Below are 22,312 nucleotides of genomic sequence, written 5' to 3'. Positions count from 1 at the left end.
GGGAACAGTTAAGGCTGGCTTGGAGCGGGGTCGGCAGGCACAGCAGCATCGGTGCCGGCAGCCTGGGCGGGCGCGGCATCGGCCGTGGGCACGCCGACGGTGAGCCGGCGGACGCTGCGGACGGAGAGCGCCGCGAGGCTCGCGACCACGATCACCGCGGCGCAGCCGAGCAGCACAGGCGTGGTGCCCCAGGCATGCGCGAGCGGTCCCACCAGGATCTCCCCCACCGGGATGGCGATGAACGAGCCGACCGCGTCGTAGGAGTACACCCGGGCGAGCTTGTCTTGCGGAATGTTCTGCTGCAGCGACTGGTCCCAGGCCACCCCGAACTGCTCGATGGCCATCCCGCCGATGAGGAAGGCGATGACGAGCAGCGGCACCAACGGCACCAGCGCGAGTCCCACGATGGGCAAGGCCGTCACCGCGACCAGACCCACCCCGATGCCCAGGGCGTGCCGGGGTCGCCAGCGCAGCGCGAGCATCCCGCCGAGAGCGAGGCCCACGGTTTCGGCGGCGATGATCAGGCCCCAGGCAGCGCGGCCGAAGCTCTCGTCGGCCACGAGCGGGCCGAGCACCGCGATCGCTCCCACAAACGCGGCGTTCACGAGGGCGAACTGGGCCACGACCACCCACACCCAGGTGCGGCTGGAGAACTCCTGCCAGCCCTCCCGCAGCTCCCGGAAGACGCTGGCCGGGGGCGCGGCGGCGCCGGTAGCGACGGTGCGCTGCGCGTTGGGCGTGCGAACGAACGCGAAGACGATGCCGGCCAGGGCGAAGGATGCGGCATTCAGCGCGAGTCCCCAGCCGGGCCCGACCGCCGCGATCAGGATCGCACCGAGGCTGGCACCGAGGATCGCGCCGCCGTTGAGGCTCAGCCGCAGCAGAGCGTTGGCCGGGCGCAACTCGGTGACCGGCACGGTCTGCGGCACGATCGCGGCCGAGGCCGGAAAGCTGACGGCGGCCACGGCCCCGTTGAGGATGCTGAGGACCACGAGCAACGGGATGGTGGCCGAGCCCGACAGGACGAGCACGGCCACCACGGCCTGGGTGGCCGCGGCCGCGAGGGAGGTGCCCACGAGCAGCAGGTGCTTGGGCAGCCGGTCGGCGATCACCCCGCCGAACAGCAGCACGGCCACGTTGGCTAGGGAGCGGCTGGCTACGACGATGCCGAGGTCCACCGCGGACCCGGTGAGGTCGAGCACCGCGAAGGCGAGGGCGATCGGGGCGGCGGCGTTGCCCAGGGTGGCGATGGTGCGGGCGGTGAGCAGCCAGCGGAACGGCGCGAAGGCGAACGGACCGGCACTGCGCGGGGCGCGGTCCTGCGCCGTGCGCCCCCGAGTAGCCATGCCGCAAGTCAACCACGCCGGCCCGGCCGGGCCCGTGCGCGTCATGTGTTGCTATTCGCTGAGGCCGAAGCGGGTGTGGATGGGGGCGGTCCAGCGCGGGGCCCACCAGAGGACTCGCTCGAGGGAGGTCATCACGGCGGGCACGAGCACGATCCGCACCAGCGTCGCATCCAGCAGCACCGCCACGGCCAGGGCCGTGCCGATCTGTTTCATCTGCATCAGCTCCCCGGTGGCGAAGCCCGCGAAGACCAGCACGATGATCAGCGCGGCCGAGGTGATGATACGGCCGGAGCTCTGCAGGCCGGTCTCGATGGACAAGCGGGTGCTCTCGCCGCGGTCGTGGTGCTCCTTGATCCGGGCGAGCAGGAACATCTCGTAGTCCATGGCGAGGCCGAACCCGAAGGTGAGCACCAGGGTGAGCACGAGGGCGTCGACGCCGGAGATGGTGACGGGGTCGAAGTTGAGCAGGCCGGACAGGTTGCCCTCCTGGAACCCCCAGACCAGGACGCCGGCGGCCGCGCCCAGCGAGATCGCGCTGATCACCAGGGCGGTGAGCGGGATGATCACCGATCCGGTCATCAGGAACAGCAGCACGAAGGTGGCGAGGGCGATGATCAGCACCGCCCAGGGCGCTCCCCCGGCCAGCGAGTCGAGGTAGTCGACGGCCTGCGCGTCGGCGCCGGCGACCCAGTTGTCGAAGGCCGGCCGGTCGGCGCGGATCAGGCGCACCACGTCGTCGCCCTGGTGGGTGTCGACCTCCACCCTGGACACCCAGTGGCCGTTCTGGTCGACCGGCGGCGCCACATAAGTCACCCCGGGCAGGGTGGCGACCTCGGTCGCCCAGGCGACCGCTGCGGCCTCGTCGGTGTTCGACACCAGCAGCACCCGCGGCGCGGTTGCCAGCGGGAACTCCTCGTTCAGGGTGGTGATGAAGTCGTATTGGGTGGACGAGGGCGGGATGGCGTCGTCGGCGCTGTTGGCGACCGTCATCGACAGCACGGGGCTGCTCAGCAGAAGGAGCACGGCGGTGCCGCCGAGCGCGACGAGCACCGGCGCCCGCTGCACGAGCCGGGCCAGCTTGGAGAAGACGCCTTCCTCCGGCGCGATGTCGCCGAAGCGGGTGAGCCACCGGCCGACTCCGGGGATGCGGGTGAGCACGCCGGGCTGCACCAGCCGTTCGCCGAGGTAGCCGAGCAGCGCCGGCACCATGACCAGCGCGGTGAGGATGGCGATGAGCACCACGCAGATGGCGCCAATGGCGATGGCCCGGATGATCGACGGTTCGAACACGAGCAGCCCCGCGGTGGCGATCGCGAAGGTCAGCCCGGAGTACAACACGGTGCGTCCGGCCGTGTTGACCGTGGCGCCAACGGCCTGGAGCATCAGTTCGTGACGACTGTGACGGTGGTGCGGGAGGGTGGCCAGCTCCCCGGTTTTCAGCGGCGGCAGGTCCGCGAACGGCTCGCCGTGCGGGCCCGGCGGAGCGCCGGGGCCGCCGCCGCCCACCCGGGCCCGGAACTCCTCCCGGAACCGGCTGACCATCAGCAGGCCGTAGTCGATGGACAGGCCGAGCCCGATCACGGTGATCACGTTCATCACCGTGATGCCGATGTCCGACACGTAGGTGAAGGCGTAGAGCATCCCGAGCGCCCCGATGATCGACGCGATCGCACCGACCAGCGGGATGCCGGCGGCGAGGATACCGCCGAAGATGATCAGCATCACCAGCAGCGCGAACGGCAGCGCGATCAGTTCGCCCTTCTGCAGGTCTGACTCGGCGACGGCGACGAGGGACTCCACGATCAGGGGCGCTCCGCCGACCTCCACCTGGGTGTTGGGGTCCAGTTGGCCGATCTCGTCGGCGGCCACCTGGAGGCGGCGCTGAACGTAGGTGAGCAGCGGGTCGCTGACGGTTCCGTCTGTGGTGTCCATGGCCACGGTCAGGAGCATCCCCGCGCCGTCGGCGGAGAGCAGTGGCGCGGCCGCCGGGTTGGGGCTTCCGTCGGGCAGCGGTGGGATGACGAGCGGATTGACCACCTGGGCCACCCCGTCGACCTGTTCGAGCCGCAGGGCGGCGGAGTCGAGGATCGCGGCGAGGTCGGGTGAGGCCAGGTCGGTGGGGTGCACAAGCAAGGAGAGTGATTCGGTCTGCTGGTCGGCCGGGCCCTCGATCAGGTCGGTGGCGGTTTGGGCCTCACCGTCCACCGACGGGCCTGCGCTGGACAGCCGTTGGAAGAGACTCTCCCCGGTGACCCCGAGCAGGGCCGTGGCCAGACAGGCGGCGAGCGCCACCGCCCAGCACAGCAGGGCGATGAGACGGTGGCGGGCGACGCTCACGCCCAGTTTTCGCAACATGGCGGGTCATTCCTCAGCTAGTGGATGCGCACCCGCTCTGCCCGGATGCGCCGGGCCGCCGGCCCTACCGCGGCCAAGCTACTCCCGTCGGGGCGCCCGTGGCGGGTCTGGGCGGGCAACTCACCCGGTTTCGACAGGCTCATCCAGCGGGTGCAGGTTCAACCAGCGGGTGCAAGCTCAACCAGAGGTGCGGGTGCTGGCGCAACCGGCGGTTCGGGTGCAACCGGGCGCAACCGGGCGGACGGGGCTACCCTGGCGCACATGACCGCACTGGCGAAGACCATCCCGCTCGAACAGTACTTCGCGGGCCGCGATCCGCTCGCGCGGACGCTCTTCGATGCGGTCTCTGCGGCCGTCCTGTCGATCGGTGACGCCGAGGTCCGCGTGACGACGAGCCAGATCGCATTCCGCCGGCAACGCTCCTTCGCGTGGACCTGGCTACCTGGCCAGTACCTCTCCGGCAGCGTGGCCCCGCTCGTGCTCACCGTCGACCTGGACCGGTTCGACACCTCGTCGCGGTGGAAGGAGGTGGTCGAGCCCACGCTCAACCACTTCATGCACCATCTCGAGCTGCACTCCGCGGACGATCTCGAACCCGGCGTGCTCACCTGCCTGCGCGAGGCCTGGGCTCAGGCCGGCTGAGCGCCGCCGCGTCAACTCCTCTCGCCATGCTCCCCCGTGGCTGCGTGGCTGACGACGACACCCGCCGCTAACCGAATTACCCGGTCGGCTCGGCGAATCACCGCAGGGTCATGGGTGGCGCAGACGACGGCGACGCCCCGGTCGGCCTCGGCGCGGATGGCCAGGTCGATGAGCAGCAGCGCGTCACCGTCGAGCCCGGCGGCAGGTTCGTCGAGCAACAGCACATCCGCCCGTTGGGCAAGCCCCTGGGCCACCAGGGCGCGCTGGCGCTGGCCGCCGGAGAGCTCCCCGAGCGAGCGCCGCTCGAGCCCGGTCAGGCCGAGGGCGCGGATACTGTCGGCGATGATGGCGCGATCCTCGCCGGACAGCGGCCGCCACAGGCCCCGGCGTGCCCACCTCCCCATGCTCACGGTCTCGAGCACGGTCAGCGGCAGCGTGTCGGGGGCCGTGCTCCGCTGCACCACCATCGCGATCCGGCCGGCGCCCACCGCGTGGCGCTCGCCTGCCTGCCAGGGTTGGATTCCGGCCAGGACCCCGAGCAGGCTGGACTTGCCCGACCCGTTCGCGCCGGCCAGAGCGGTCACCCAGCCGGGCTCGATAGCGGCCGACACGCCGTCGAGGGCAACGGTGTGCCCATGAGTCACCCGGATATTCCGGACGGTGATCCGCGGCGGATTCACGGGGATCTGAGGGGAGGTCCGGGTGGGTTGCATGCACCCATCGTATCAATAATGAGAACCATTATCAGTTAGAGTCGCTGTCATGACCTGGCTCACCGACCCGCTCTCGGCGGATTTCATGTTGCGCGCCCTCCTCGGTGGTGTGATCGTGGCCGCGATCTGCGCCGTCGTGGGCACCTGGGTGGTCGTGCGGGGCATGGCGTTCCTCGGTGAGGCGATGGCGCACGGCATGCTGCCCGGTGTGGCTCTCGCCTCGCTGCTGGGCCTGCCGGTGATCGCGGGCGCCGCCGTGAGTGCGCTGGTGATGAGCCTGGGTGTCGGCCTGATCACCCGCCGCGGGCGGCTCTCCTCCGACACCAGCATCGGCCTGCTCTTCGTGGGGATGCTCGCCCTCGGTGTGATCATCGTGTCGCATTCGCGCAGTTTCGCGGTGGACCTCACCGCGATCCTGTTCGGCGACGTGCTCGCCATCCAGGCCGGCGACCTGGCCGGGCTGGCCATCGCCCTCGCCGTCACCGTGGTCCTGGCCGCTCTGTTCCACCGTGCCTTCGTGGCGCTGGCCTTCGACCCGCGCCTCGCCCGCACCCTGGGCCTCCGACCGCGGCTGGCCCAGCTGGTGCTGGTCGGCCTGGTCACCCTGGCCGTGGTCGCCTCCTATGGCGCCGTCGGCTCCCTGCTCGTAGTGGGCCTGCTGCTCGCGCCCGCCGTTGCCGCCGGACATTGGCTGCGCCGCATCCCCGCGATCATGCTGCTCGCCACCCTGCTCGGCGCGGCAGCCGTGGTCGTCGGGCTCCTCGTCTCCTGGCATGCCGGCACCGCAGCCGGCGCCACGATCGCCGCCGCATCCGTGGGCCTCGTCGCCGTCTCGGCAGCCGGGCGTCGGCTCGTCAGCCTCGTCCGTGCGCACTCCGCCTTCCCTACGGCCGCACGGCCGGCCATCGCCCCCTCCATGCCCGACCAGAAAGTCGCCAGTGCCTCCCAGTAGTTCCCTGACAACCGCTCCCCTGACCACCCGAACCGTCGCATCCGTGCTCGGCGCCGCCGCTTTGCTGGGCATCACCGCCTGCTCCAACCCAGCCGCGAGCCCAGCACCCGCGCCAACTGCAAGCACCGCTCCGCACGGATACGTGGCCGGCGCCGCCGAAATGGCCGAACCGCAGCTGCACCTCGCCACGGTCAACTCCGCCGGCCGCCTCGACCTGCTCGATCTGCTCGACGGCACCTCCACCTCCGTCACCACCCTCGACCAGGTGAGCGGCGTCTCCACCGACGGTCGCTTCGTGTTCGCCGCGGCCGCCGAGCAGGGCGCCGTCACGATCGTCGACAGCGGCGCCTGGACCGTGGACCACGAAGACCACCAGCACTACTACCGGGCCGATCCTGCCGTGGTCGGCACCGTCACCGGCAGCGGCGCCGGCGTCACCTCCGGCGGCGGCACCCTCACCACGGTGCGCTTCGCCGACACCGGCACCGCCGTGATCCTTGACACCGGCGACCTCGGCGACGGCACGATCACCGAGCTCGCCCGAATCGACGTCGAGCCAGGCCCCGGCATGCTGGCGCCGGTGGGCGACCGAGTGATCGCCGGGCGTACGGATGCGCCGGGCAGCGCCACGAACGGCATCGACGCCGTGCAGGTGCTCACTTCGTCCGGCGTCCCGATCGCCGGGGCGACCGCGGACTGCGCCGAGCTCTCCGGAACGATCAGCACTGCCGTCGGGGTGGTGTTCGGTTGTTCCGACGGAGCCCTGCTAGCCACGGCGGACACCGCCAGCGCAGGCGAAGGGGCGGCAGAGTCCACGATCACCTTCGAACGCATCCCGTACCCCGCCGGCGTCGCCGCCACCGACCGGGCCCTCGAGTTCGCCAACCGCGCCGGCCGGCCCACCGTGGCCGCCGTCGCCGGCGACACCGGCGCCTGGCTGCTCGACACCCGGGAGCGCCGCTGGTCGCCATTGGTGACCGACACCCCGTTGCTGCAGGTGTCGGCGGTCGACGACTCCGCCGAACACGTCGTGGCCCTCGCCGAGGACGGCCGGGTGCTCGTTCTCGAGGCCGCGACCGGCAGCACCCTTGCCGCGACCCAGCCGCTGCTGCCGGCTACCCTCGCCGCCACCGGTGCCGAGGCGCTGCTCGCCGGCGTCGAACTCACCGTGGACGCCGGCCGGGCCTACCTGAACGCCCCCGCCGACGGGCTGGTCTACGAGATCGACTACGCCGACGGCGCGCGTATCGCCCGCACCTTCCCCATCGACGGCGAACCACGCTTCCTCGCCGAGACGGGCCGGTAGACCGATGCGCTCCATCCGCTCCCTCTCCCTGGCCCTCGCCGTCGCCGTCGGCCTCGGCGCCCTCTCCGGCTGCGCCGCCCCGGCCGGCGACCGGCCGCTCATCGTGGTGACCACCAACATCCTCGGCGACGTCGTCGGGAACATCGTCGGCGACCAGGCCGAGGTTCTCACCCTGATGCGCCCCAACTCCGACCCGCACTCGTTCGAGATCTCCGCACAGGAGGCCGCGCGCATCCTGCGCGCCGACCTCGTGGTGTCCAACGGTCTCGGACTCGAGGAGGGCCTGCAACAGCAGCTCGACACGGCGGACACGGCGGGGGTGGCGATGCTTGCCGCGGGCACCGTGATCGACCCGCTGCCCTACGCCAGCGGCACCGGCAGCGACACGGCCGACCCGCACTTCTGGACCGATCCGGCCCGCATGGTCGAGGTCGTCGAGGCCGTCACCGCGGCCGTGCGGACCGACGTGGCGGGCGTCGATGCCGCCCTGATCGAGGCGCAGGCCGCGGCCTACACGACCGAGCTGCAGGCCCTCGACGCCGAGATGACCACGGCCTTCGCCGCCATCGGGTCCGAGCGCCGCAACCTGGTCACCAACCACCACGTCTTCGGCTACCTGGCCGACAGGTTCGATTTCACCGTCGTGGGGGCCGTGATCCCGGGCGGCTCCACCCTCGCCGCACCGAGCGCCTCAGACCTGCGGAGCCTCGTCGACGCGATCGACACCGCCGGCGTCGCCACTATCTTCGCCGAGTCCTCCCAGCCCGACCGGCTCGTGCAAGTGCTCGCCGACGAGGCCGGCCTCAACGTGGCCGTGGTGGAACTGTTCACCGAATCGCTCAGCGAACCGGGCGCGGGCGCCGACAGCTACCTCACCATGATGCGCACCAACACCGAGCGCATCACCACCGGGCTCTCCCCCTGATCGGGCGCCCTCCAACACAGAAAAGAAAACATGAGAACACAGCACCGCAGCACGGCCTTCGCAGCCGTCATCGCCGCATCGGCCATCCTCCTGTCCGCCTGCGCCTCCACGGATGCCGCCCCGCGCGACTCCGGCTCGGCCACCGACACCACCACGACCGCCGCACAGCCCCGGGTCGCCCTCACCTACGATGGCGGGCTCTACGTGCTCGACGGCGACACCCTGGACCTCGAAGCCGACCTGCCCCTGGCCGGGTTCAACAGACTGAACACCGCCGGGGACGGCCGGCACGTTCTGGTCACCACCCCCGACGGTTTCCGGGTGCTCGACACCGGCACCTGGACCGATTCCTCCGGCGATGCCCAGACCGCGGACCCCGCGCTCACCGACCTGGTCTTCGAGGCTCCGGCCGCCGGGCATGTGGTCAGGCACGGCGACAAGACCATCCTCTACGCCGACGGCACCGGCGACACCACGATCTTCGAGACCACAGCGTTGCTCGAAGCCCCCGACAAACTGCCGGCCACCGAGGTCATTCCCGCCGAAGCCGCGCACCACGGCGTGTCCATCGAGCTTGAAGACGGCACCCTGCTCAGCACGGTCGGCACCTCGGAGGCTCGCACCGGCATCCGCGTGCTGAACGCCGACCGGGAGGAGACCGCCCGCAACGCCGAGTGCCCCTCGGTACACGGCGAAGGCGCGGCCGCGAACGAGGTGGCCGTGTTCGGCTGCAGCGACGGCGTGCTGGTCTACGACGACGGCAAGATCACCAAGATCGCGGCGCCGGACGCCTACGGCCGCACCGGCAATATGTACGTTTCCGAGACCTCCACCATTGCCGTGGGTGACTACAACTCCGACCCCGACTCCGAGGGCTACCTGCTGAGCGAGCTGGTGCTCGTGGACACCGTGGCCAAGACCTCCACGGTGATCGACCTGCCGACCGGCGTGGAATACACCTGGCGGGATGTGGCCCGCGGCCCGAACGACGAGGCCCTGATCCTGGCCTCGGACGGCTCGCTCTACGTGCTTGACCCCGAGACCGGCGAGCTCGGCGATTCCTTCCCGGTGATCGGTGCCTGGGAGAGCCCTGTCGAGTGGCAGGATGCCCACCCGGCGCTCGTCGTGATCGGCAGCACCGCTTACGTGACCGAACCGGCCACGAACTCGCTGCACGCCGTCGACCTCACCACCGGAAAGGTCGTCACCTCTGTGGAGCTGCCGACCACGCCGAACGAGATCGCGGTCGTCACCGGCTAGCGATCTCGTGGCGGCGGGTCCGCTCAGCCGTTGTAGGCCTGAGCGCAGGACTCGTCGCCGGCGGGTGTTGCTACGAGCTGGCCTCGGGGACGAAACGACTGACGACCTCTGCGCGGCTTTCGTCTTCGCTGGCGAAGACTCCACCGTTCGCGACGATGTCCGGAGTGATCTCCTCGAAAACGATCCGGACGTCGTCGCGACGTGCGCCCAGGGTCAGAACGGCACTGTTGGTGACGTCTTGAACAAAAGCCCGGCGCTGGTTGATGTCGCGGCCCGCGAGTAGTTGAACGGTGATATTGGGCATGTGTGCTCCTTATTGTTGTCGCCCGCTGAATCGGCAGGCAAGTTGGGTTTTTTGGCTCAGGCGATGGTGTTGCTCAGGGTGCCGATGCCGGCGAGGGTGATGTCGACGGTGTCGCCCGGTTGCACGGGGAGGTCGGTGCCGGGGGCTCCGGTGAGCACCACGTCGCCGGGCTCGAGGGTGAGCCACTTCGTCACGTAGACGAGAGTGGCAGCGACCGAGGAGGGTAGGTTGAACGAGCCCGAGTTGGCCACGACGGCTCCGTTGATGACCACCTCGGTGGCGACGTTCTCCGGGTCGGCCAGTTCGGTTTCGATCCACGGGCCGAGCGGGGTGTAGTTCTTGCCGCTCTTGCCCTGAAAGTTGCGCTGGTCGATCGGGCACTGATCCACGTTGGTGACGTCATTGGCCACCGTGTAGCCGAGTACGGCCTCGAAGGCATTCTCGAGAGTGAGGTTCGTGGCCGAGGTGCCGATCACGACGGCGAGCTCGCCCTCGATGTTCACGGTGCCCACGTCGCGCACCGCGTAGATGTCGTCGCCGGAGCCGGCGACGGAGTGCACCGACTTGTGCCAGGCCTGCATGGGCAGGGGGTGGCCCGGCTGGTTGTGGCCGATGCCGACCACCACGCGCGGGTCGACGGATGCGAGGAGCACGGCTTCGTCGGCCGGGATCGAGTCCCCGGTGTAGACCAGGGGCGCGGCGAATGGGCTGGCGATCACGTGCCAGCGGTCACCCAGGGCGACTGCGTGACGGGGGCCGGTGGGAGTGTCAAGCCTGGCGATGCGCATGAGCTGCTTTCCGAAAGAGGAGTGAAAAGACGAACAGGGCGCCGTGCGTGCACACGGCGCCCCTCCTATGGGTGCTGGGTTACTTCGTGGCGAGCGTGGCGCGGGTGCTCTCGCCGATGATGCCGTGTTCCCAACGACCCTCGTTCAGGTCCTTGGCGATGCGACGGTACTTGTCATCGCTCACGTTGTAGACGAAGTAGACGATGACGGCGGCGATGGTGAGAGCGACCGCCGGGTACAGCGTCATCACGGCCTTGATGCCGAGCAGTGTCTCCTCCGACTGGCTGGTGGCCTGGGCGACATAGCCCGAGACGGCCAGCATGCCGGCTCCCACCAGTGCGGCGAGGGACTGCGAGACCTTGCGCGAGAAGCTGAAGGCGGCGTAGGTCATGCCTTCGCGGCGCACGCCGGTGTGCCACTCGCCGTAGTCGATGGTGTCGGAGACGAAGGCCCAGGTGATGCCGTTCGGGATCGACAGTGCGACGTACCCGATGGTGACGAGGATCATGAACGTCCACAGGTTGGTCGGGAGGATGAAGTTCAAACCGTTGGCGACAACCGCGACGGCGAAGCTCACCATGACGGTGCGCTTCTTGCCGAAGCGCACGACCAGCTTGGGGATGAACATGATGCCCACAATGGAGGCACCGATCATGACGAAGTTGAGCACGGCCATCAGGGCGATGTTGCCCAGGTTGAACTCGGCGAAGAAGATCATCATCATGTTGTTCACGTTCATCGAGGAGATGGTGAACAGGCTCATCAGCACGAGACCGAGCAGCGGGCGGTTGGTGAGCACGGCGCGGCCGTAGTCCTTGAGGCTGGTCTTCTCTTTATTGGCTTCCCGGTTCACGACGACGTGTTCCTTGGTGCCCTTGTAGCAGATCCAGAAGCAGATGATGCCGAGCACGGCCATGACGACGGCGGCCCACATGTAGTTCCGGGAGGTCATGCCACCGAGCATCATCATGATCGGGATGAAGGCGATGCCGCAGATCCACTGGGCGCCGAGCGAACCGGCCTGGCGGGAGGTGGCGAGCTGGGCGCGTTCCTTGATGTTGCGGGTCATCACCGAGGCGAGTGAACCGTACGGTCCGTTGGCGAAGGAGAAAGTAGCGCCCCAGATGGCGTAGGAACCGGCGGCGAAGGCGATCTTCCAGCCCATCGCCACGTCGGGCATGGTGAAAGTGACCACGGTCATCACGGCGAGGATGCAGGCGGAGACCATCATGACCGGGCGGAACTTGCCGCGCTTGCCGACCTTGCGGCCGTCGATGAAGAGCGCCGCGACAGTGTCCATCACGGCGTCGAAGAGCTTGACCAGAACAAAGATCAGCGCCACCACTGCCGGGCCGATGCCGGCCGTGTCGATCCAGAACTTGGTCAGGTAGACCTGGCCGAGGTCGAACATGAACCCGTTACCGAGGTCACCGACGCCGTAGGCGACCTTCTCCTTCCCGGTCAGGGTTCCTTCAGCCTCATCGGCTGTGACGACGGGCGCTGCGTCCGGGACGACGTCAATGTTGTCTTGGATACTCATGGGGCGCTATCACTCTTTCCGTTGCAATCAGTGGGTAGTGCGGGCGACGTTGCCGTGAGCGGCAGGCCGGAAGGGTTCCAGGCGCGGCCGCCGGCGTGGCCGGGGCAGCAGGGAGGACGTGGTCAGCCGAAGCTGGTGCGGGCGCCGAGCGCCGGCGAGGTGGGCGTGGATGCGTGCGCGTTCACTGGTTCCTCCTCGTTGAGCTTCAGTGCCAAGAAGCGGATTCCGCTGGGCGGAACGCATGGCCGTGGTACAGACTTAGAGTAAGTGTGCCACGCCCGATCTAAACGGGACTAAAGTCCTATTTTCGCAAAAAGAGTTCCGCTCCCCGGTTAATTACTGGTAGGTTGTTCCGCGAGACGGAACGTCAGGGTCTGCCGCGGCATCCGCCAGCAGATGACCCACACCTCCAGAGGAAATGAGAAAAACAATGCAGTTGCGTCATTCCACCAATCCCGCCCAAATCCGCAGTTTCGATACCGCGGCCCTGCGCGAGAACTACCTCGTCGACGACCTCTTCGCCGATGACGAGTTCCGCGCCACCTACACCCACGAAGATCGCATCGTGCTCGGCGGCGCCCGCCCGGTGACCGGCCCGATCACGCTCGGAAGATACGACGTGCTCCGCACTGACACGTTCTTCGAAAACCGCGAGGCGGGCATCGTCAACGTCGGCGGCGCCGGCACCATCTCGGTCGACGGCATCGCCTACGACCTCGAGCCGGGAGCGTGCCTCTATATCGGGCGCGGAGTGAGGGATGTGGTCTTCGCCAGCGCCGACGGGGCCGCACCGGCCGCGTTCTACCTGTTCTCCGCCACCGCCCACACCGCGTACCCGACCACGCTGGTCGGCAAGGGCCAGGGCACCGTGCGCGAGCTGGGCGACGCCACCACCTCCAACGAGCGCACCATCAACCAGTACATCCACGCCAATGGCGTGCAGAGCTGCCAGGTTGTGATGGGCGTCACGGTGCTGAGCACCGGCAGCATGTGGAACACCATGCCGGCCCACACCCACGACCGTCGCACCGAGTGCTACCTGTACTTCGACCTCGCTCCGGAGCACCGCGTGATCCACCTGATGGGCGAACCGACCGAAAGCCGTCACCTGGTCGTGGCCAACAACGAGGCGATCATCTCCCCGAGCTGGTCACTGCACAGCGGATTCGGCACCGGCAGTTACTCATTCGTCTGGGCGATGGCAGGCGAGAACAAGGCCTTCGACGACATGGACCACGTGCAGCCGGCCGAACTGAGGTAGTCGCTCAGCCGCCGTTCACCTCTGCGCAGGACTCGTCGTCGGCCGTGCGCCCGGTGAGACCGTCCAACGCCACGGGGGTCGGTGTCGGTGTCGCGGGCGGCGCCGCGGCATCCGTTTCGCCGGGGGCCTCTGGGGTCTCGGCCGGCGGTCCGAGGACGAGCGGTTCGTCGGTGGGCGGGGCCGCACCGAGGGTGAACGGCTCGTCGGCGGCGATCTTGGCGAACATCGTGTCGGCGAGGCCCTGCAGCGGAACCACCTTGCCGGGGAAGGCCGGATCCTCCGTGGTGCCCGGATACTGCACGAAGACCAGCCTGTCCAGGTCGATGTCCGCCAACGCCAGCGCCATCGACACCATGGTGTCGGTGTGGGCGAGGCTCGTGGAGAGACTGATATTGCCGGCCGCCGCATTGGCCAGGGCGTACAGCCTGGGCAGATCGGTCAAGGTGCCGTCGCCCCGCACCGTGCGCATGAGCGAGGCCAGGTACAGCTGCTGCGACGAGATACGGGCCAGGTCGCTGCCGTCGCCGACGCCGTAACGGCTGCGCAGGAAGGCCAGGGCGGTATCGCCGGACACGACACTGGTGCCGGCGGGCAGGGAGAGGCCGGCCTTCGGGTCGTCGACGGGTTCGGACAGGCAGATCGGCACGCCGCCGACGGCATCGCTGAGCCGAACCACACCGGCGAATGAGGTCAGTCCCGCATAGGGGATCTCCAGCCCGGTGAGTTCTTCCACGGTGCTGACCACGCAGGGCAGACCGCCGCGGCCCATCGCCTCGTTCACCGGGGCGGCGGCCAGTTCGCCGACCACCGCGCCGGTGGCGCTATCGATACATTCGGGATGCGCCACCACGAGATCTCTGGGGATGCTCACGACCACGGCGGTGCTGTGGTCCGCTGACACGTGCACCAGGATGTTCACGTCGTTGAGGGTGGTCTCCCGCACGCCGTACGTCGCGCCCTGGGCCGAGTCGTTGTCGACACCGACGATGAGCAGGTTGAAACCGTTCTCGTAGCTGCCGATCCCCGGGGCCGGATCGGCGTCGGCGGCGGGTCCGTCGATGTCGATCGAATTGGCGACCACCGCACTGCGGAACTGCCAGAGCGCGAACGCCGTGACGGCCCCGCCGCTGACGAGGAGCACGGCCAGGCCCAGGGCCACCGCGCTCAGCACCCCCGTCACGGCGTGGGACCTCTTCAGTCGTCCATGCCGGGCAATGCCCGTCGTGTGCTGCAGTTCGGTCACCGGTCGGCCCATCCGTTGCACGGCTCGAGACGGAATCTAGCTTGATGCTAGGCCTCTCGCACGGAGCATAGTCTGGCGGGGGAACCGCGGCCAGAGGGTCGACGATGGAGCGAACCGCGGGTGGGTCAGACGGAAACGTCTCCGCGCCAGCCGCCGGCCTGGTTGGCCGGGTTCTCCACGAAGGTCTTGAACTGCTTGAGGTCCTTGCGGATCACGTGGTCGTCGACGCCGAACACGGCACCGACCTTCTCGAGGAAGCCTGCGGCCTCCCAGTCCAGCTGCACGGTGACCCTGGACGTCGTGTCGCTCAGTCGGTGGAAGGTGACCACGCCGGCGTGCTTCTCGTCACCGGAGATGCTCTTCCAGGCGACGCGCTCGTCGGGGTGCTGCTCGGTGATCTCAGCATCGAACTCACGTTCGGCTCCACCGATCTTCACCTTCCAGTGCGTGTGGGTGTCGTCCTGTTGCGTGATGCTCTCGACGAAGTCGAGGAAGTGCGGGAAAGACTCGAACTGGGTCCACTGGTTGTACGCGGTCCGCACGGGAACGTCTACGTCGATTGTCTCGATTACCTGGGTCACGGGATTCATCCTCTATTCCTTGAGCGGGCGCCCCGTCTTACCGATCACGACTCAGTCTCGCCGATCAGGTCTGGCGGACGGGTCACAGCCGGGTGGGCGGACTGGGTAGTGCGATGTGTTCGTCTTACCTATGACGCATTCACGCGCCCATTCGTCACGGCGGCGGCCGAATTCTTAGCCGAATCCGGCCGCCGGAGGCAATTTACGCCTTGCCGACCGGGCGGGTCGAGTCCTTCGCGGTGGGCTTCCGGGGCTTCCGGTCCTCCGCGCTGACCATCCAGATATACTGCTCGAGCTTCAGAATGAAGCCGTTCAGGATATCGGCGCTGGCCGGGTCTTCTTCATCGACAGCCTCGTGAATTTCACGGATGTTGTCGACGGTAGCGGTGAGCAGCGCCGTGACCAGGCCCACGGTTTCGGTGGTGTCGACCTCGCCGGCGGGGAACTTGGGCAGGTGCGTGGTCTTGGTGACGGTTTCCGTGCGGCCGTCGGGCAGGGCGTCGAGGGCGCGCATCCGCTCGGCCAGCTCATCGGTGAAGATTCGGGCGTCGTCGATGATCTCGTCGAGCTGCAGGTGCAGGTCGCGGAAGTTCTTTCCCACGACGCTCCAGTGCGCCTGCTTGCCCTGGACGTGCAGTTCGATCAGGTCGACCAGGACCGACTGCAGGTTGCTGCCGAGTTCTGCGGATGCCTTCATGGAATTCCCTTCGTCACCGGCGGGAATGGATTTCGGCCGAATGGTCGGCCGATGCCCCGCCTGTTCTGAGAGCACACACTAGCAGCGGTCGCCGACAAAACCGCGACTCAGGACACCCTCGGTTCCGGCCTGGGTTTTCGGGGCTTTTGCGGCTACACCTTCGGCGATTCCTGCGAGTGAGCGACGCGGGTGTGGCTTGCGCTGGTGTTTCGGCGTCGGCCAAGATGGAGGCGCCACCAGTGCCAATTTTCTTGGGGTTCGTGCATCGGGTGGCATTTTCTGACTGTGTGCGCACACCGCCCTGCGCTCTGGACCCCAGCATCGGTTGAAAGGCACCACTATGTCCCGCACCACCGCACGCCTGCGCACCGGTTTGCTCATCGCCGCTTTCTCGGTCGGTGCGCTGACCCTCTCCGGGTGCACCGCGATCAGCGACCTGTTTCCCCAGCAAGCGGCACGGGATGCCGAGACTCAGGAGATCAGCGAGGCCGGTGAGGCCGATGTCTTCTCGCTGGCGGTCGGCGACTGCTTCAATGACCAGGACGCCGACGCGGTCGAGAGCGTCACGGCCATTCCGTGTGCGGATGCCCATGACTACGAGGCCTACTTCGCCTTCGACGTGAGCGAGGATGGCGCCTTCCCCGGTGACGAGGCCCTCGCCCAGATCGCGGAGGAACGCTGTGTCGCCGAGTTCGCCACCTTTATCGGCAAGTCCTACGAAGAATCCACCCTGGACTTCAACTACCTCTCCCCCAGCGAGGGCAGCTGGGACAGCGGAGACCGAGAAATTCTCTGCCTCGCCATGGCTGAGAACAAGACCACCGGCTCACTCGCCGGCACCGGCATTTAGCCCCACCCGACCGGGGAACACCGCCGGAGCAGTGCCGCCCACGGCCGGCACATAGAAAACTCTAAGGCGGCGTGCATCGCACATTCAGCCCACAGGGCGTACGGTTACACCTGGAGTTCCCCCACTCCAACGATTGGCCCCGGTGCCAGCTCCCTTTCCCCCAAAGCGTGAGCGGTGCCGGGGCTTTTTTACGCCCGGGCGCTTCCGCCCGCCAGGCAGGGGCTCAGAGCGCGGGGAGAACCGCGGTTTCCGACTCGCTGCAGCGGATGGTGATCTCCCCGGTCGGGTCCAGCCCGGCCGGTGTCGTGAGCACGTGAGTGCGCAGCTTCAGGTCGGCCGTGCAGGCCGGGCCGTCGCCCTGCCCGATCTCGATGCTCAGGGTGCGATTGTCGTCGACGACCATCGACACCGGGCAGCTGGGGCAGCTCGAGCTGCCACTCAGGACGATCGCGAACTGGTCGCCGCCATCGAGCCAACCCGCGGTGGGGAACGGTTCCAGCAGGTTGGCCTCCTCATCTACCGGCGCGGGCGTCGTGATCGCCTCGTCGGGCAGCATCCCGTCGTACGCGGACGCGGCGATCGAACGGCCTGCACGGCCCGGCCGGGGCAATCCATCAGGAGTTATGCCCGATGCCGGGCCGGCGTCGGGTGAACGGTCAGGACGAGGCCGGGCCGCGCAAACCGGCCGGTGTCGGCCGGATGCAGGCCGGGCGTTAGGGGTTCGTTAGGAAACCGTGGGGCGGCACGGCACGGGTGTTTACTCGGTTCGTGCTCGTGCGGAGCACGGATGCCGACCGGTACACCGGCGGCCTACGGATGGAGAGAATCGCATGCTCGACCTTGTCTACGTGCTCGGCGTGATCGCCGTGTTCGCACTGATCGGCCTTGTGGCCTGGGGGGTGGCGAAACTGTGATCGTGTTCGACATCGTGGCCGCCGTACTCGCTGTGGGCGCCATCGGCTACCTGGTCTTCGCCCTCGTGAAACCGGAGCGGTTCTAATGGCTCTCTGGCTGGGCATCCTGCAGGCCCTCACCCTCGTGGCCGTTCTCGTGGTGCTGCACCGCCCGCTCGGCGACTACATGGCCACCATCTACACCTCACACAAGGATCTCGCCGTCGAGCGCGGTTTCTACCGGCTGATCGGGGTGGATGCGCGCGGCCAGCAGACCTGGTCGGCGTACCTGCGCGGAGTGCTCGCGTTCTCGCTGGTGGGAATGCTGTTCGTCTACGCGCTCCAGCGCGCCCAGGCCGTGCTGCCCTATTCGCTGGGCTTCGACGCGGTGCCGGAAGGCCTCTCGTTCAACACCGCGGTGTCGTTCGTGACCAACACCAACTGGCAGTCCTACTCCCCCGACGTCACCCTGGGCTACACCGTGCAGCTGGCCGGCCTGGCGGTGCAGAACTTCGTCTCCTCCGCCGTGGGCCTGGCCGTGGCGATCGCCCTGGTGCGGGGCCTGATGCTGCGCCGCTCGGGCACCATCGGCAACTTCTGGGTGGACCTCACCCGCGGGGTGCTGCGGCTGCTGCTGCCGCTGGCGGTGATCGGCGCAATCGTGCTGCTTTTCGGCGGCGTCATCCAGAACCTCACCGGATTCACCGATGTCACGACACTGACCGGGGCCACCCAGTCGATCCCCGGCGGCCCGGTGGCCTCCCAGGAGGCGATCAAGGAGCTCGGCACCAACGGCGGTGGCTTCTTCAACGCCAACTCGGCGCATCCGTTCGAGAACCCGAACGGCTTCACCAACCTGTTCGAGATCGTGCTGATGCTCGCCATCCCGTTCAGCCTGCCGCGCACCTTCGGCACCATGGTGGGCGACAAGAAGCAGGGCTACACCATCCTGGCCACCATGGCCACGATCTTCGTGGTCTCGCTCACCGCCCTCACCCTGTTCGAACTGAACGGCGCCGGCACCGCCCCCGGGCTGGCCGGGGGTGCGATGGAGGGCAAGGAGACCCGATTCGGCATTCTCGGTTCCACCCTGTTCGCCACCTCGACGACCCTCACCTCCACGGGTGCGGTCAACTCGATGCACGACTCATACACGGCGCTCGGCGGCATGATGCCGATGCTCAACATGATGCTCGGCGAGGTCGCCCCCGGCGGCACCGGCTCCGGCCTCTACGGCATGCTCATCCTCGCCGTGATCGCGGTGTTCGTGGCCGGCCTGCTCGTGGGGCGCACCCCGGAGTACCTGGGCAAGAAGATCGGCCCGCGGGAGATCAAACTGGCCAGCCTGTACATCCTGATCACGCCGACCCTGGTACTCGCCGGCACCGCGCTGTCCTTTGCGATCCCCGCCGTGCGAGCGGATGTGGAGGCCACGTCGATCTGGAATCCCGGCCTGCACGGGCTCTCCGAGGTGCTCTACGCCTTCACCTCTGCGGCCAATAACAACGGCTCCGCGTTCGCCGGCCTCACCGCGAACACGCCCTGGTTCAACACCGCGCTGGGCGTGGCCATGCTGCTCGGCCGGTTCCTGCCGATGGTGTTCGTGCTGGCCCTGGCCGGCTCGTTCGCCGCGCAGGATCGGGTGCCGGCCACCGCGGGCACCCTGCCCACCAACCGGCCCCTGTTCGTGGGCCTGCTCCTCGGCGTGACGATCATCATCACCGCTCTCACCTATTTCCCCGTACTCGCGCTGGGTCCCCTGGCGGAAGGGCTGCAGTAAGCCATGACCACTCTCATAGACACCCCCACTCAGCCGTCGCACAAGCCGGCACCGAAGAAGGCGATCAGCTCCGGCCAGCTCGTGGCCGCGCTGCCCGGCGCGGTGCGAAAGCTCGATCCGCGCCTGATGTGGCGGAACCCGGTGATGTTCATCGTCGAGATCGGCGCGGTGCTCACCACCGTTCTCGCGGTGGCCGAACCGTTCCTCGGCGGCCCGGGCGACTCCGGCGGCTCCGCCGTGCCCGGTTCGTTCACCGTGGGCATCGCCTTCTGGCTCTGGCTCACCGTGATCTTCGCCAACCTGGCCGAGTCCGTGGCCGAGGGCCGCGGCAAGGCCCAGGCCGACAGTCTGCGGCAGACCCGCACCAGCACAAACGCCACCCAGGTGCTCGACTACCAGCCCGACACCAACCCCGGCGCCGAGGGTGCCAGGGTGCAGACGGTCTCCTCGGCCGACCTCGGCCTCGGCGACACCGTAATCGTCACCGCGGGTGAACTCGTGCCCGGCGACGGCGACATCGTCTGGGGCATCGCCTCCATCGACGAATCCGCGATCACCGGCGAATCCGCCCCCGTGGTGCGGGAATCCGGCGGCGACCGCAGCGCCGTCACCGGCGGCACCCGAGTGCTCTCCGACCGGATCGTGGTGCGCATCACCAGCAAGCCCGGCGAGACCTTCGTCGACCGCATGATCGCCCTCGTCGAGGGTGCGGCCCGGCAGAAGACCCCCAACGAGATGGCGCTGAACATCCTGCTGGCCAGTCTGTCCATCGTGTTCCTGGTCGTGGTGCTCACCCTCAATCCGATCGCGAGCTACTCCGCCGCCACCGTGAGCCTGCCCGTGCTCATCGCCCTGCTGGTCTGCCTGATTCCCACCACCATCGGCGCCCTGCTCTCGGCGATCGGCATCGCCGGCATGGACCGGCTCGTGCAGCGGAACGTCCTGGCCATGTCGGGCCGGGCCGTCGAAGCGGCCGGCGACGTCACCATCCTGCTGCTCGACAAGACCGGCACCATCACCTACGGCAACCGGCAGGCCCGCGAGTTCGCGCCGTTGACCGGCGTGACCGAGGCCGAGCTGGTGCGGGCCGCCGCGCTCTCCTCGCTGAGCGACCCCACCCCGGAGGGCAAGTCGATCGTGGACCTCGCCGCCGAACGGGGCTTCCACCGGCCGGAGAGCCTGGCCGGCGACATCGTGCCGTTCACCGCGCAGACCCGCATGAGCGGCATCGACCTCGCTGTCATCGGCGCCGGCGACGGCGCTGGTGGCGGGCAGATCCGTAAGGGCGCCGGCTCCGCCGTGCTGGCCTGGGTGGGCGAGGCCGGCCCGGTGCCGGAGAACGTGAGAGCCGAGCTGACCCTCGAGGTGGAGCGCATTTCCCGGCTGGGCGGCACCCCGCTCGTGGTCGCCACCGGCGCATCAGAAACCGCCGCAGTGTCCGGCGAGCGCACCGTGCTCGGCGTGATCTACCTCAAGGACATCGTCAAGGAGGGCATCAAGGAGCGCTTCGCGGAGCTTCGCTCGATGGGCATCCGCACCGTCATGGTCACCGGCGACAACGCCCTCACCGCCACCACCATCGCGGCCGAGGCCGGCGTCGACGACTTCCTCGCCGAGGCCACCCCGGAGGACAAGCTCGCCCTGATCCGCCGGGAGCAGGAGGGCGGCAACCTCGTGGCGATGACCGGCGACGGCACCAACGACGCGCCCGCGCTGGCTCAGGCCGACGTGGGGGTGGCGATGAACACCGGCACCTCCGCCGCGAAGGAGGCCGGCAACATGGTCGACCTCGACTCTGACCCCACCAAACTGATCGACATCGTGCGGATCGGCAAGCAGTTGCTGATCACCCGCGGGGCGCTGACCACCTTCTCGATCGCCAACGACCTCGCCAAGTACTTCGCGATCATCCCGGCCATGTTCACCGGGGTGTTCCCGGGCCTGGCTGTGCTCAACATCATGCAGCTGAGTTCACCGGCCTCGGCGATCCTGTCGGCGATCATCTTCAACGCGATCATCATCGTCGTGCTGATCCCGCTGGCGCTCCGCGGCGTGACGTACCGGGCGGCGAGCGCGTCGAGCGTTCTCGGCCGCAACCTGCTGATCTACGGACTCGGCGGTGTGATCGCCCCGTTCGTGGGCATCAAGCTGATCGACCTCGTCGTGTCGCTGCTGCCGGGTTTCTGATCACCATGCTCCTGTTCTCATTGCCATACCAACCGAAACGGATCACCTCATGAGCGCCTCCCGCCCCCGCACCGGCCCCCTGGCCCGGCCCTACTGGGTGGCCCTGCGGGCCATGCTCGTCTTCACGGTCGTGCTCGGCGTGGCCTACCCGCTGAGCATCACCCTGGTCGGCCGGCTGGGCGTGCCCGGGCAGGCCAACGGCTCGCTCGTCTCGGCCGGCGACGGGTCACCCGTGGTCGGCTCCAGCCTGATCGGGCAGTCCTTCACGGATGCCGACGGCGCGGCCCTGCCCGAGTGGTTCCAGTCCCGCCCGTCCGCGGCCGGAGACGGCTACGACGCGAGCGCCTCCAGCGGCAGCAACTGGGGGCCGGAGAACCCCGACCTGATCCAGGCGATCGGCGACCGGCAGGCCGCCATCGAAGACCTCGACGGGGTGCCGGCCGACGAGATCCCCGCGGATGCCGTCACCGCGTCCGCGTCCGGCCTGGACCCGCACATCAGCCCGGCCTACGCCCTGCTGCAGGTGCCCAGGGTCGCGGCGGCCCGCGACCTGCCGGAGGCCGAGGTGCGCGCCCTGGTCGAAGCCGTCGAACAGGGCCGTGACCTCGGCTATCTCGGCGAACCGACCGTGAATGTGCTCAACTTGAACCTCGAGCTCGCAACGCTCGATTCCGGTAGGTGAGGTAACC

At 68.5% G+C, this 22,312-nt stretch carries 21 protein-coding genes; 11 read left to right on the top strand and 10 right to left on the bottom strand.

Annotation, left to right across the window (positions count from 1 at the left end; all coding sequences use genetic code 11):
- Positions 1-8 precede the first annotated feature (8 nt).
- Positions 9-1,346 (bottom strand): MFS transporter, encoded by a 1,338-nt coding sequence (locus E3O60_RS12385; RefSeq protein ID WP_134498250.1) that lies wholly within the window; start codon positions 1,344-1,346, stop codon positions 9-11.
- 51 nt (positions 1,347-1,397) lie between these two features.
- Positions 1,398-3,701: an MMPL family transporter gene (locus tag E3O60_RS12380; protein WP_134498248.1), complete on the bottom strand. Its 2,304-nt coding sequence runs from the start codon at positions 3,699-3,701 to the stop codon at positions 1,398-1,400.
- A gap of 261 nt (positions 3,702-3,962) precedes the next feature.
- Here E3O60_RS12380 and E3O60_RS12375 point away from each other — a divergent pair, with 261 nt between their 5' ends.
- Positions 3,963-4,343 (top strand): DUF5655 domain-containing protein, encoded by a 381-nt coding sequence (locus E3O60_RS12375; protein ID WP_134498246.1) that lies wholly within the window; start codon positions 3,963-3,965, stop codon positions 4,341-4,343.
- Positions 4,344-4,354: 11 nt separating this feature from the next.
- On the opposite strand, the gene aztA is transcribed toward E3O60_RS12375, so the two are convergent.
- Entirely contained in the window at positions 4,355-5,056 is a 702-nt protein-coding gene (gene aztA, locus E3O60_RS12370; RefSeq protein ID WP_134498245.1) for a zinc ABC transporter ATP-binding protein AztA, read from the bottom strand.
- Between the two features lie 49 nt (positions 5,057-5,105).
- On the opposite strand from aztA, the gene aztB reads away from it, so the two are divergent.
- Genes aztB through aztD form a run of 4 tightly spaced genes read left to right on the top strand, consistent with a single transcriptional unit; the run spans position 5,106 to position 9,499 of the window.
- Positions 5,106-6,008: a zinc ABC transporter permease AztB gene (gene aztB, locus E3O60_RS12365; RefSeq protein WP_134498243.1), complete on the top strand. Its 903-nt coding sequence runs from the start codon at positions 5,106-5,108 to the stop codon at positions 6,006-6,008.
- Positions 5,995-7,314, top strand: coding sequence for an ABC transporter (locus tag E3O60_RS12360; protein ID WP_134498241.1), 1,320 nt, complete (start codon positions 5,995-5,997; stop codon positions 7,312-7,314). Before aztB ends, E3O60_RS12360 begins: the two co-directional genes overlap by 14 nt.
- Positions 7,315-7,318: 4 nt before the next feature.
- Positions 7,319-8,239 carry a zinc ABC transporter substrate-binding protein AztC gene (aztC, locus tag E3O60_RS12355; protein WP_134498239.1) on the top strand — a complete coding sequence of 307 codons (921 nt, stop codon included), beginning with the start codon at positions 7,319-7,321 and terminating at the stop codon, positions 8,237-8,239.
- A gap of 30 nt (positions 8,240-8,269) precedes the next feature.
- The gene (gene aztD / locus E3O60_RS12350; protein ID WP_134498237.1) at positions 8,270-9,499 is read left to right on the top strand and encodes a zinc metallochaperone AztD; all 1,230 of its coding nucleotides are present in this window, start codon (positions 8,270-8,272) and stop codon (positions 9,497-9,499) included.
- A gap of 70 nt (positions 9,500-9,569) precedes the next feature.
- Here aztD and E3O60_RS12345 read toward each other — a convergent pair whose 3' ends face one another.
- From E3O60_RS12345 to E3O60_RS12335, 3 genes are all read right to left on the bottom strand, one after another.
- On the bottom strand, positions 9,570-9,803 hold the full coding sequence (locus tag E3O60_RS12345; protein ID WP_103460201.1) for a tautomerase family protein: 234 nt from the start codon (positions 9,801-9,803) through the stop codon (positions 9,570-9,572).
- Between the two features lie 56 nt (positions 9,804-9,859).
- A complete protein-coding gene (locus E3O60_RS12340) occupies positions 9,860-10,591 on the bottom strand; it encodes a fumarylacetoacetate hydrolase family protein (protein ID WP_088457699.1) in 732 nt (243 codons plus the stop codon).
- A 79-nt stretch (positions 10,592-10,670) separates the two neighbouring features.
- The gene (locus E3O60_RS12335) at positions 10,671-12,131 is read right to left on the bottom strand and encodes a glycoside-pentoside-hexuronide (GPH):cation symporter (protein WP_088457700.1); all 1,461 of its coding nucleotides are present in this window, start codon (positions 12,129-12,131) and stop codon (positions 10,671-10,673) included.
- Between the two features lie 430 nt (positions 12,132-12,561).
- On the opposite strand from E3O60_RS12335, the gene kduI reads away from it, so the two are divergent.
- Positions 12,562-13,392: a 5-dehydro-4-deoxy-D-glucuronate isomerase gene (gene kduI, locus E3O60_RS12330; RefSeq protein ID WP_088457701.1), complete on the top strand. Its 831-nt coding sequence runs from the start codon at positions 12,562-12,564 to the stop codon at positions 13,390-13,392.
- Between the two features lie 4 nt (positions 13,393-13,396).
- On the opposite strand, the gene E3O60_RS12325 is transcribed toward kduI, so the two are convergent.
- The 3 genes from E3O60_RS12325 to E3O60_RS12315 all read right to left on the bottom strand — a co-directional run bounded on the left by E3O60_RS12325 (position 13,397) and on the right by E3O60_RS12315 (position 15,913).
- Positions 13,397-14,635, bottom strand: coding sequence for an LCP family protein (locus E3O60_RS12325; RefSeq protein ID WP_240632305.1), 1,239 nt, complete (start codon positions 14,633-14,635; stop codon positions 13,397-13,399).
- Positions 14,636-14,760: 125 nt separating this feature from the next.
- Positions 14,761-15,216: an SRPBCC family protein gene (locus E3O60_RS12320; protein WP_088458170.1), complete on the bottom strand. Its 456-nt coding sequence runs from the start codon at positions 15,214-15,216 to the stop codon at positions 14,761-14,763.
- A 202-nt stretch (positions 15,217-15,418) separates the two neighbouring features.
- The gene (locus E3O60_RS12315; protein WP_088457703.1) at positions 15,419-15,913 is read right to left on the bottom strand and encodes a Dps family protein; all 495 of its coding nucleotides are present in this window, start codon (positions 15,911-15,913) and stop codon (positions 15,419-15,421) included.
- 340 nt (positions 15,914-16,253) lie between these two features.
- Here E3O60_RS12315 and E3O60_RS12310 point away from each other — a divergent pair, with 340 nt between their 5' ends.
- Complete coding sequence (locus E3O60_RS12310; RefSeq protein WP_088457704.1) at positions 16,254-16,763, top strand: septum formation family protein; 510 nt, start codon at positions 16,254-16,256, stop codon at positions 16,761-16,763.
- Positions 16,764-16,986: 223 nt separating this feature from the next.
- Here E3O60_RS12310 and E3O60_RS12305 read toward each other — a convergent pair whose 3' ends face one another.
- On the bottom strand, positions 16,987-17,319 hold the full coding sequence (locus E3O60_RS12305) for a hypothetical protein (protein ID WP_166788992.1): 333 nt from the start codon (positions 17,317-17,319) through the stop codon (positions 16,987-16,989).
- 354 nt (positions 17,320-17,673) lie between these two features.
- On the opposite strand from E3O60_RS12305, the gene kdpF reads away from it, so the two are divergent.
- Genes kdpF through kdpC form a run of 4 tightly spaced genes read left to right on the top strand, consistent with a single transcriptional unit; the run spans position 17,674 to position 22,305 of the window.
- The gene (gene kdpF, locus E3O60_RS12295) at positions 17,674-17,763 is read left to right on the top strand and encodes a K(+)-transporting ATPase subunit F (RefSeq protein WP_103430925.1); all 90 of its coding nucleotides are present in this window, start codon (positions 17,674-17,676) and stop codon (positions 17,761-17,763) included.
- Positions 17,763-19,436 (top strand): potassium-transporting ATPase subunit KdpA, encoded by a 1,674-nt coding sequence (gene kdpA / locus E3O60_RS12290; RefSeq protein ID WP_134480966.1) that lies wholly within the window; start codon positions 17,763-17,765, stop codon positions 19,434-19,436. The genes kdpF and kdpA overlap by 1 nt, the downstream gene beginning before the upstream one ends.
- 3 nt (positions 19,437-19,439) lie before the next feature.
- Complete coding sequence (gene kdpB / locus E3O60_RS12285; RefSeq protein WP_134480967.1) at positions 19,440-21,623, top strand: potassium-transporting ATPase subunit KdpB; 2,184 nt, start codon at positions 19,440-19,442, stop codon at positions 21,621-21,623.
- A 49-nt stretch (positions 21,624-21,672) separates the two neighbouring features.
- Complete coding sequence (kdpC, locus tag E3O60_RS12280) at positions 21,673-22,305, top strand: potassium-transporting ATPase subunit KdpC (RefSeq protein ID WP_134480968.1); 633 nt, start codon at positions 21,673-21,675, stop codon at positions 22,303-22,305.
- The last annotated feature ends 7 nt before the right edge of the window (positions 22,306-22,312 follow it).

The organism is Cryobacterium sp. TMB1-7, assembly GCF_004402435.1.
Lineage (GTDB): Bacteria > Actinomycetota > Actinomycetes > Actinomycetales > Microbacteriaceae > Cryobacterium > Cryobacterium zongtaii.
Note: the sequence above shows the minus strand (reverse complement) of the source record. Positions and strands in the feature narration are given on the sequence as shown.

Bases quoted from the DNA above. Each gene is read 5' to 3' on its own strand.
- E3O60_RS12385 (WP_134498250.1), bottom strand. From the start codon at position 1,346: ATGGCTACTCGGGGGCGCACGGCGCAGGACCGCGCCCCGCGCAGTGCC.
- E3O60_RS12380 (WP_134498248.1), bottom strand. From the start codon at position 3,701: ATGTTGCGAAAACTGGGCGTGAGCGTCGCCCGCCACCGTCTCATCGCC.
- E3O60_RS12375 (WP_134498246.1), top strand. From the start codon at position 3,963: ATGACCGCACTGGCGAAGACCATCCCGCTCGAACAGTACTTCGCGGGC.
- aztA (WP_134498245.1), bottom strand. From the start codon at position 5,056: ATGCAACCCACCCGGACCTCCCCTCAGATCCCCGTGAATCCGCCGCGG.
- aztB (WP_134498243.1), top strand. From the start codon at position 5,106: ATGACCTGGCTCACCGACCCGCTCTCGGCGGATTTCATGTTGCGCGCC.
- aztC (WP_134498239.1), top strand. From the start codon at position 7,319: ATGCGCTCCATCCGCTCCCTCTCCCTGGCCCTCGCCGTCGCCGTCGGC.
- aztD (WP_134498237.1), top strand. From the start codon at position 8,270: ATGAGAACACAGCACCGCAGCACGGCCTTCGCAGCCGTCATCGCCGCA.
- E3O60_RS12345 (WP_103460201.1), bottom strand. From the start codon at position 9,803: ATGCCCAATATCACCGTTCAACTACTCGCGGGCCGCGACATCAACCAG.
- E3O60_RS12340 (WP_088457699.1), bottom strand. From the start codon at position 10,591: ATGCGCATCGCCAGGCTTGACACTCCCACCGGCCCCCGTCACGCAGTC.
- E3O60_RS12335 (WP_088457700.1), bottom strand. From the start codon at position 12,131: ATGAGTATCCAAGACAACATTGACGTCGTCCCGGACGCAGCGCCCGTC.
- kduI (WP_088457701.1), top strand. From the start codon at position 12,562: ATGCAGTTGCGTCATTCCACCAATCCCGCCCAAATCCGCAGTTTCGAT.
- E3O60_RS12315 (WP_088457703.1), bottom strand. From the start codon at position 15,913: ATGAAGGCATCCGCAGAACTCGGCAGCAACCTGCAGTCGGTCCTGGTC.
- E3O60_RS12310 (WP_088457704.1), top strand. From the start codon at position 16,254: ATGTCCCGCACCACCGCACGCCTGCGCACCGGTTTGCTCATCGCCGCT.
- E3O60_RS12305 (WP_166788992.1), bottom strand. From the start codon at position 17,319: ATGCTGCCCGACGAGGCGATCACGACGCCCGCGCCGGTAGATGAGGAG.
- kdpA (WP_134480966.1), top strand. From the start codon at position 17,763: ATGGCTCTCTGGCTGGGCATCCTGCAGGCCCTCACCCTCGTGGCCGTT.
- kdpB (WP_134480967.1), top strand. From the start codon at position 19,440: ATGACCACTCTCATAGACACCCCCACTCAGCCGTCGCACAAGCCGGCA.
- kdpC (WP_134480968.1), top strand. From the start codon at position 21,673: ATGAGCGCCTCCCGCCCCCGCACCGGCCCCCTGGCCCGGCCCTACTGG.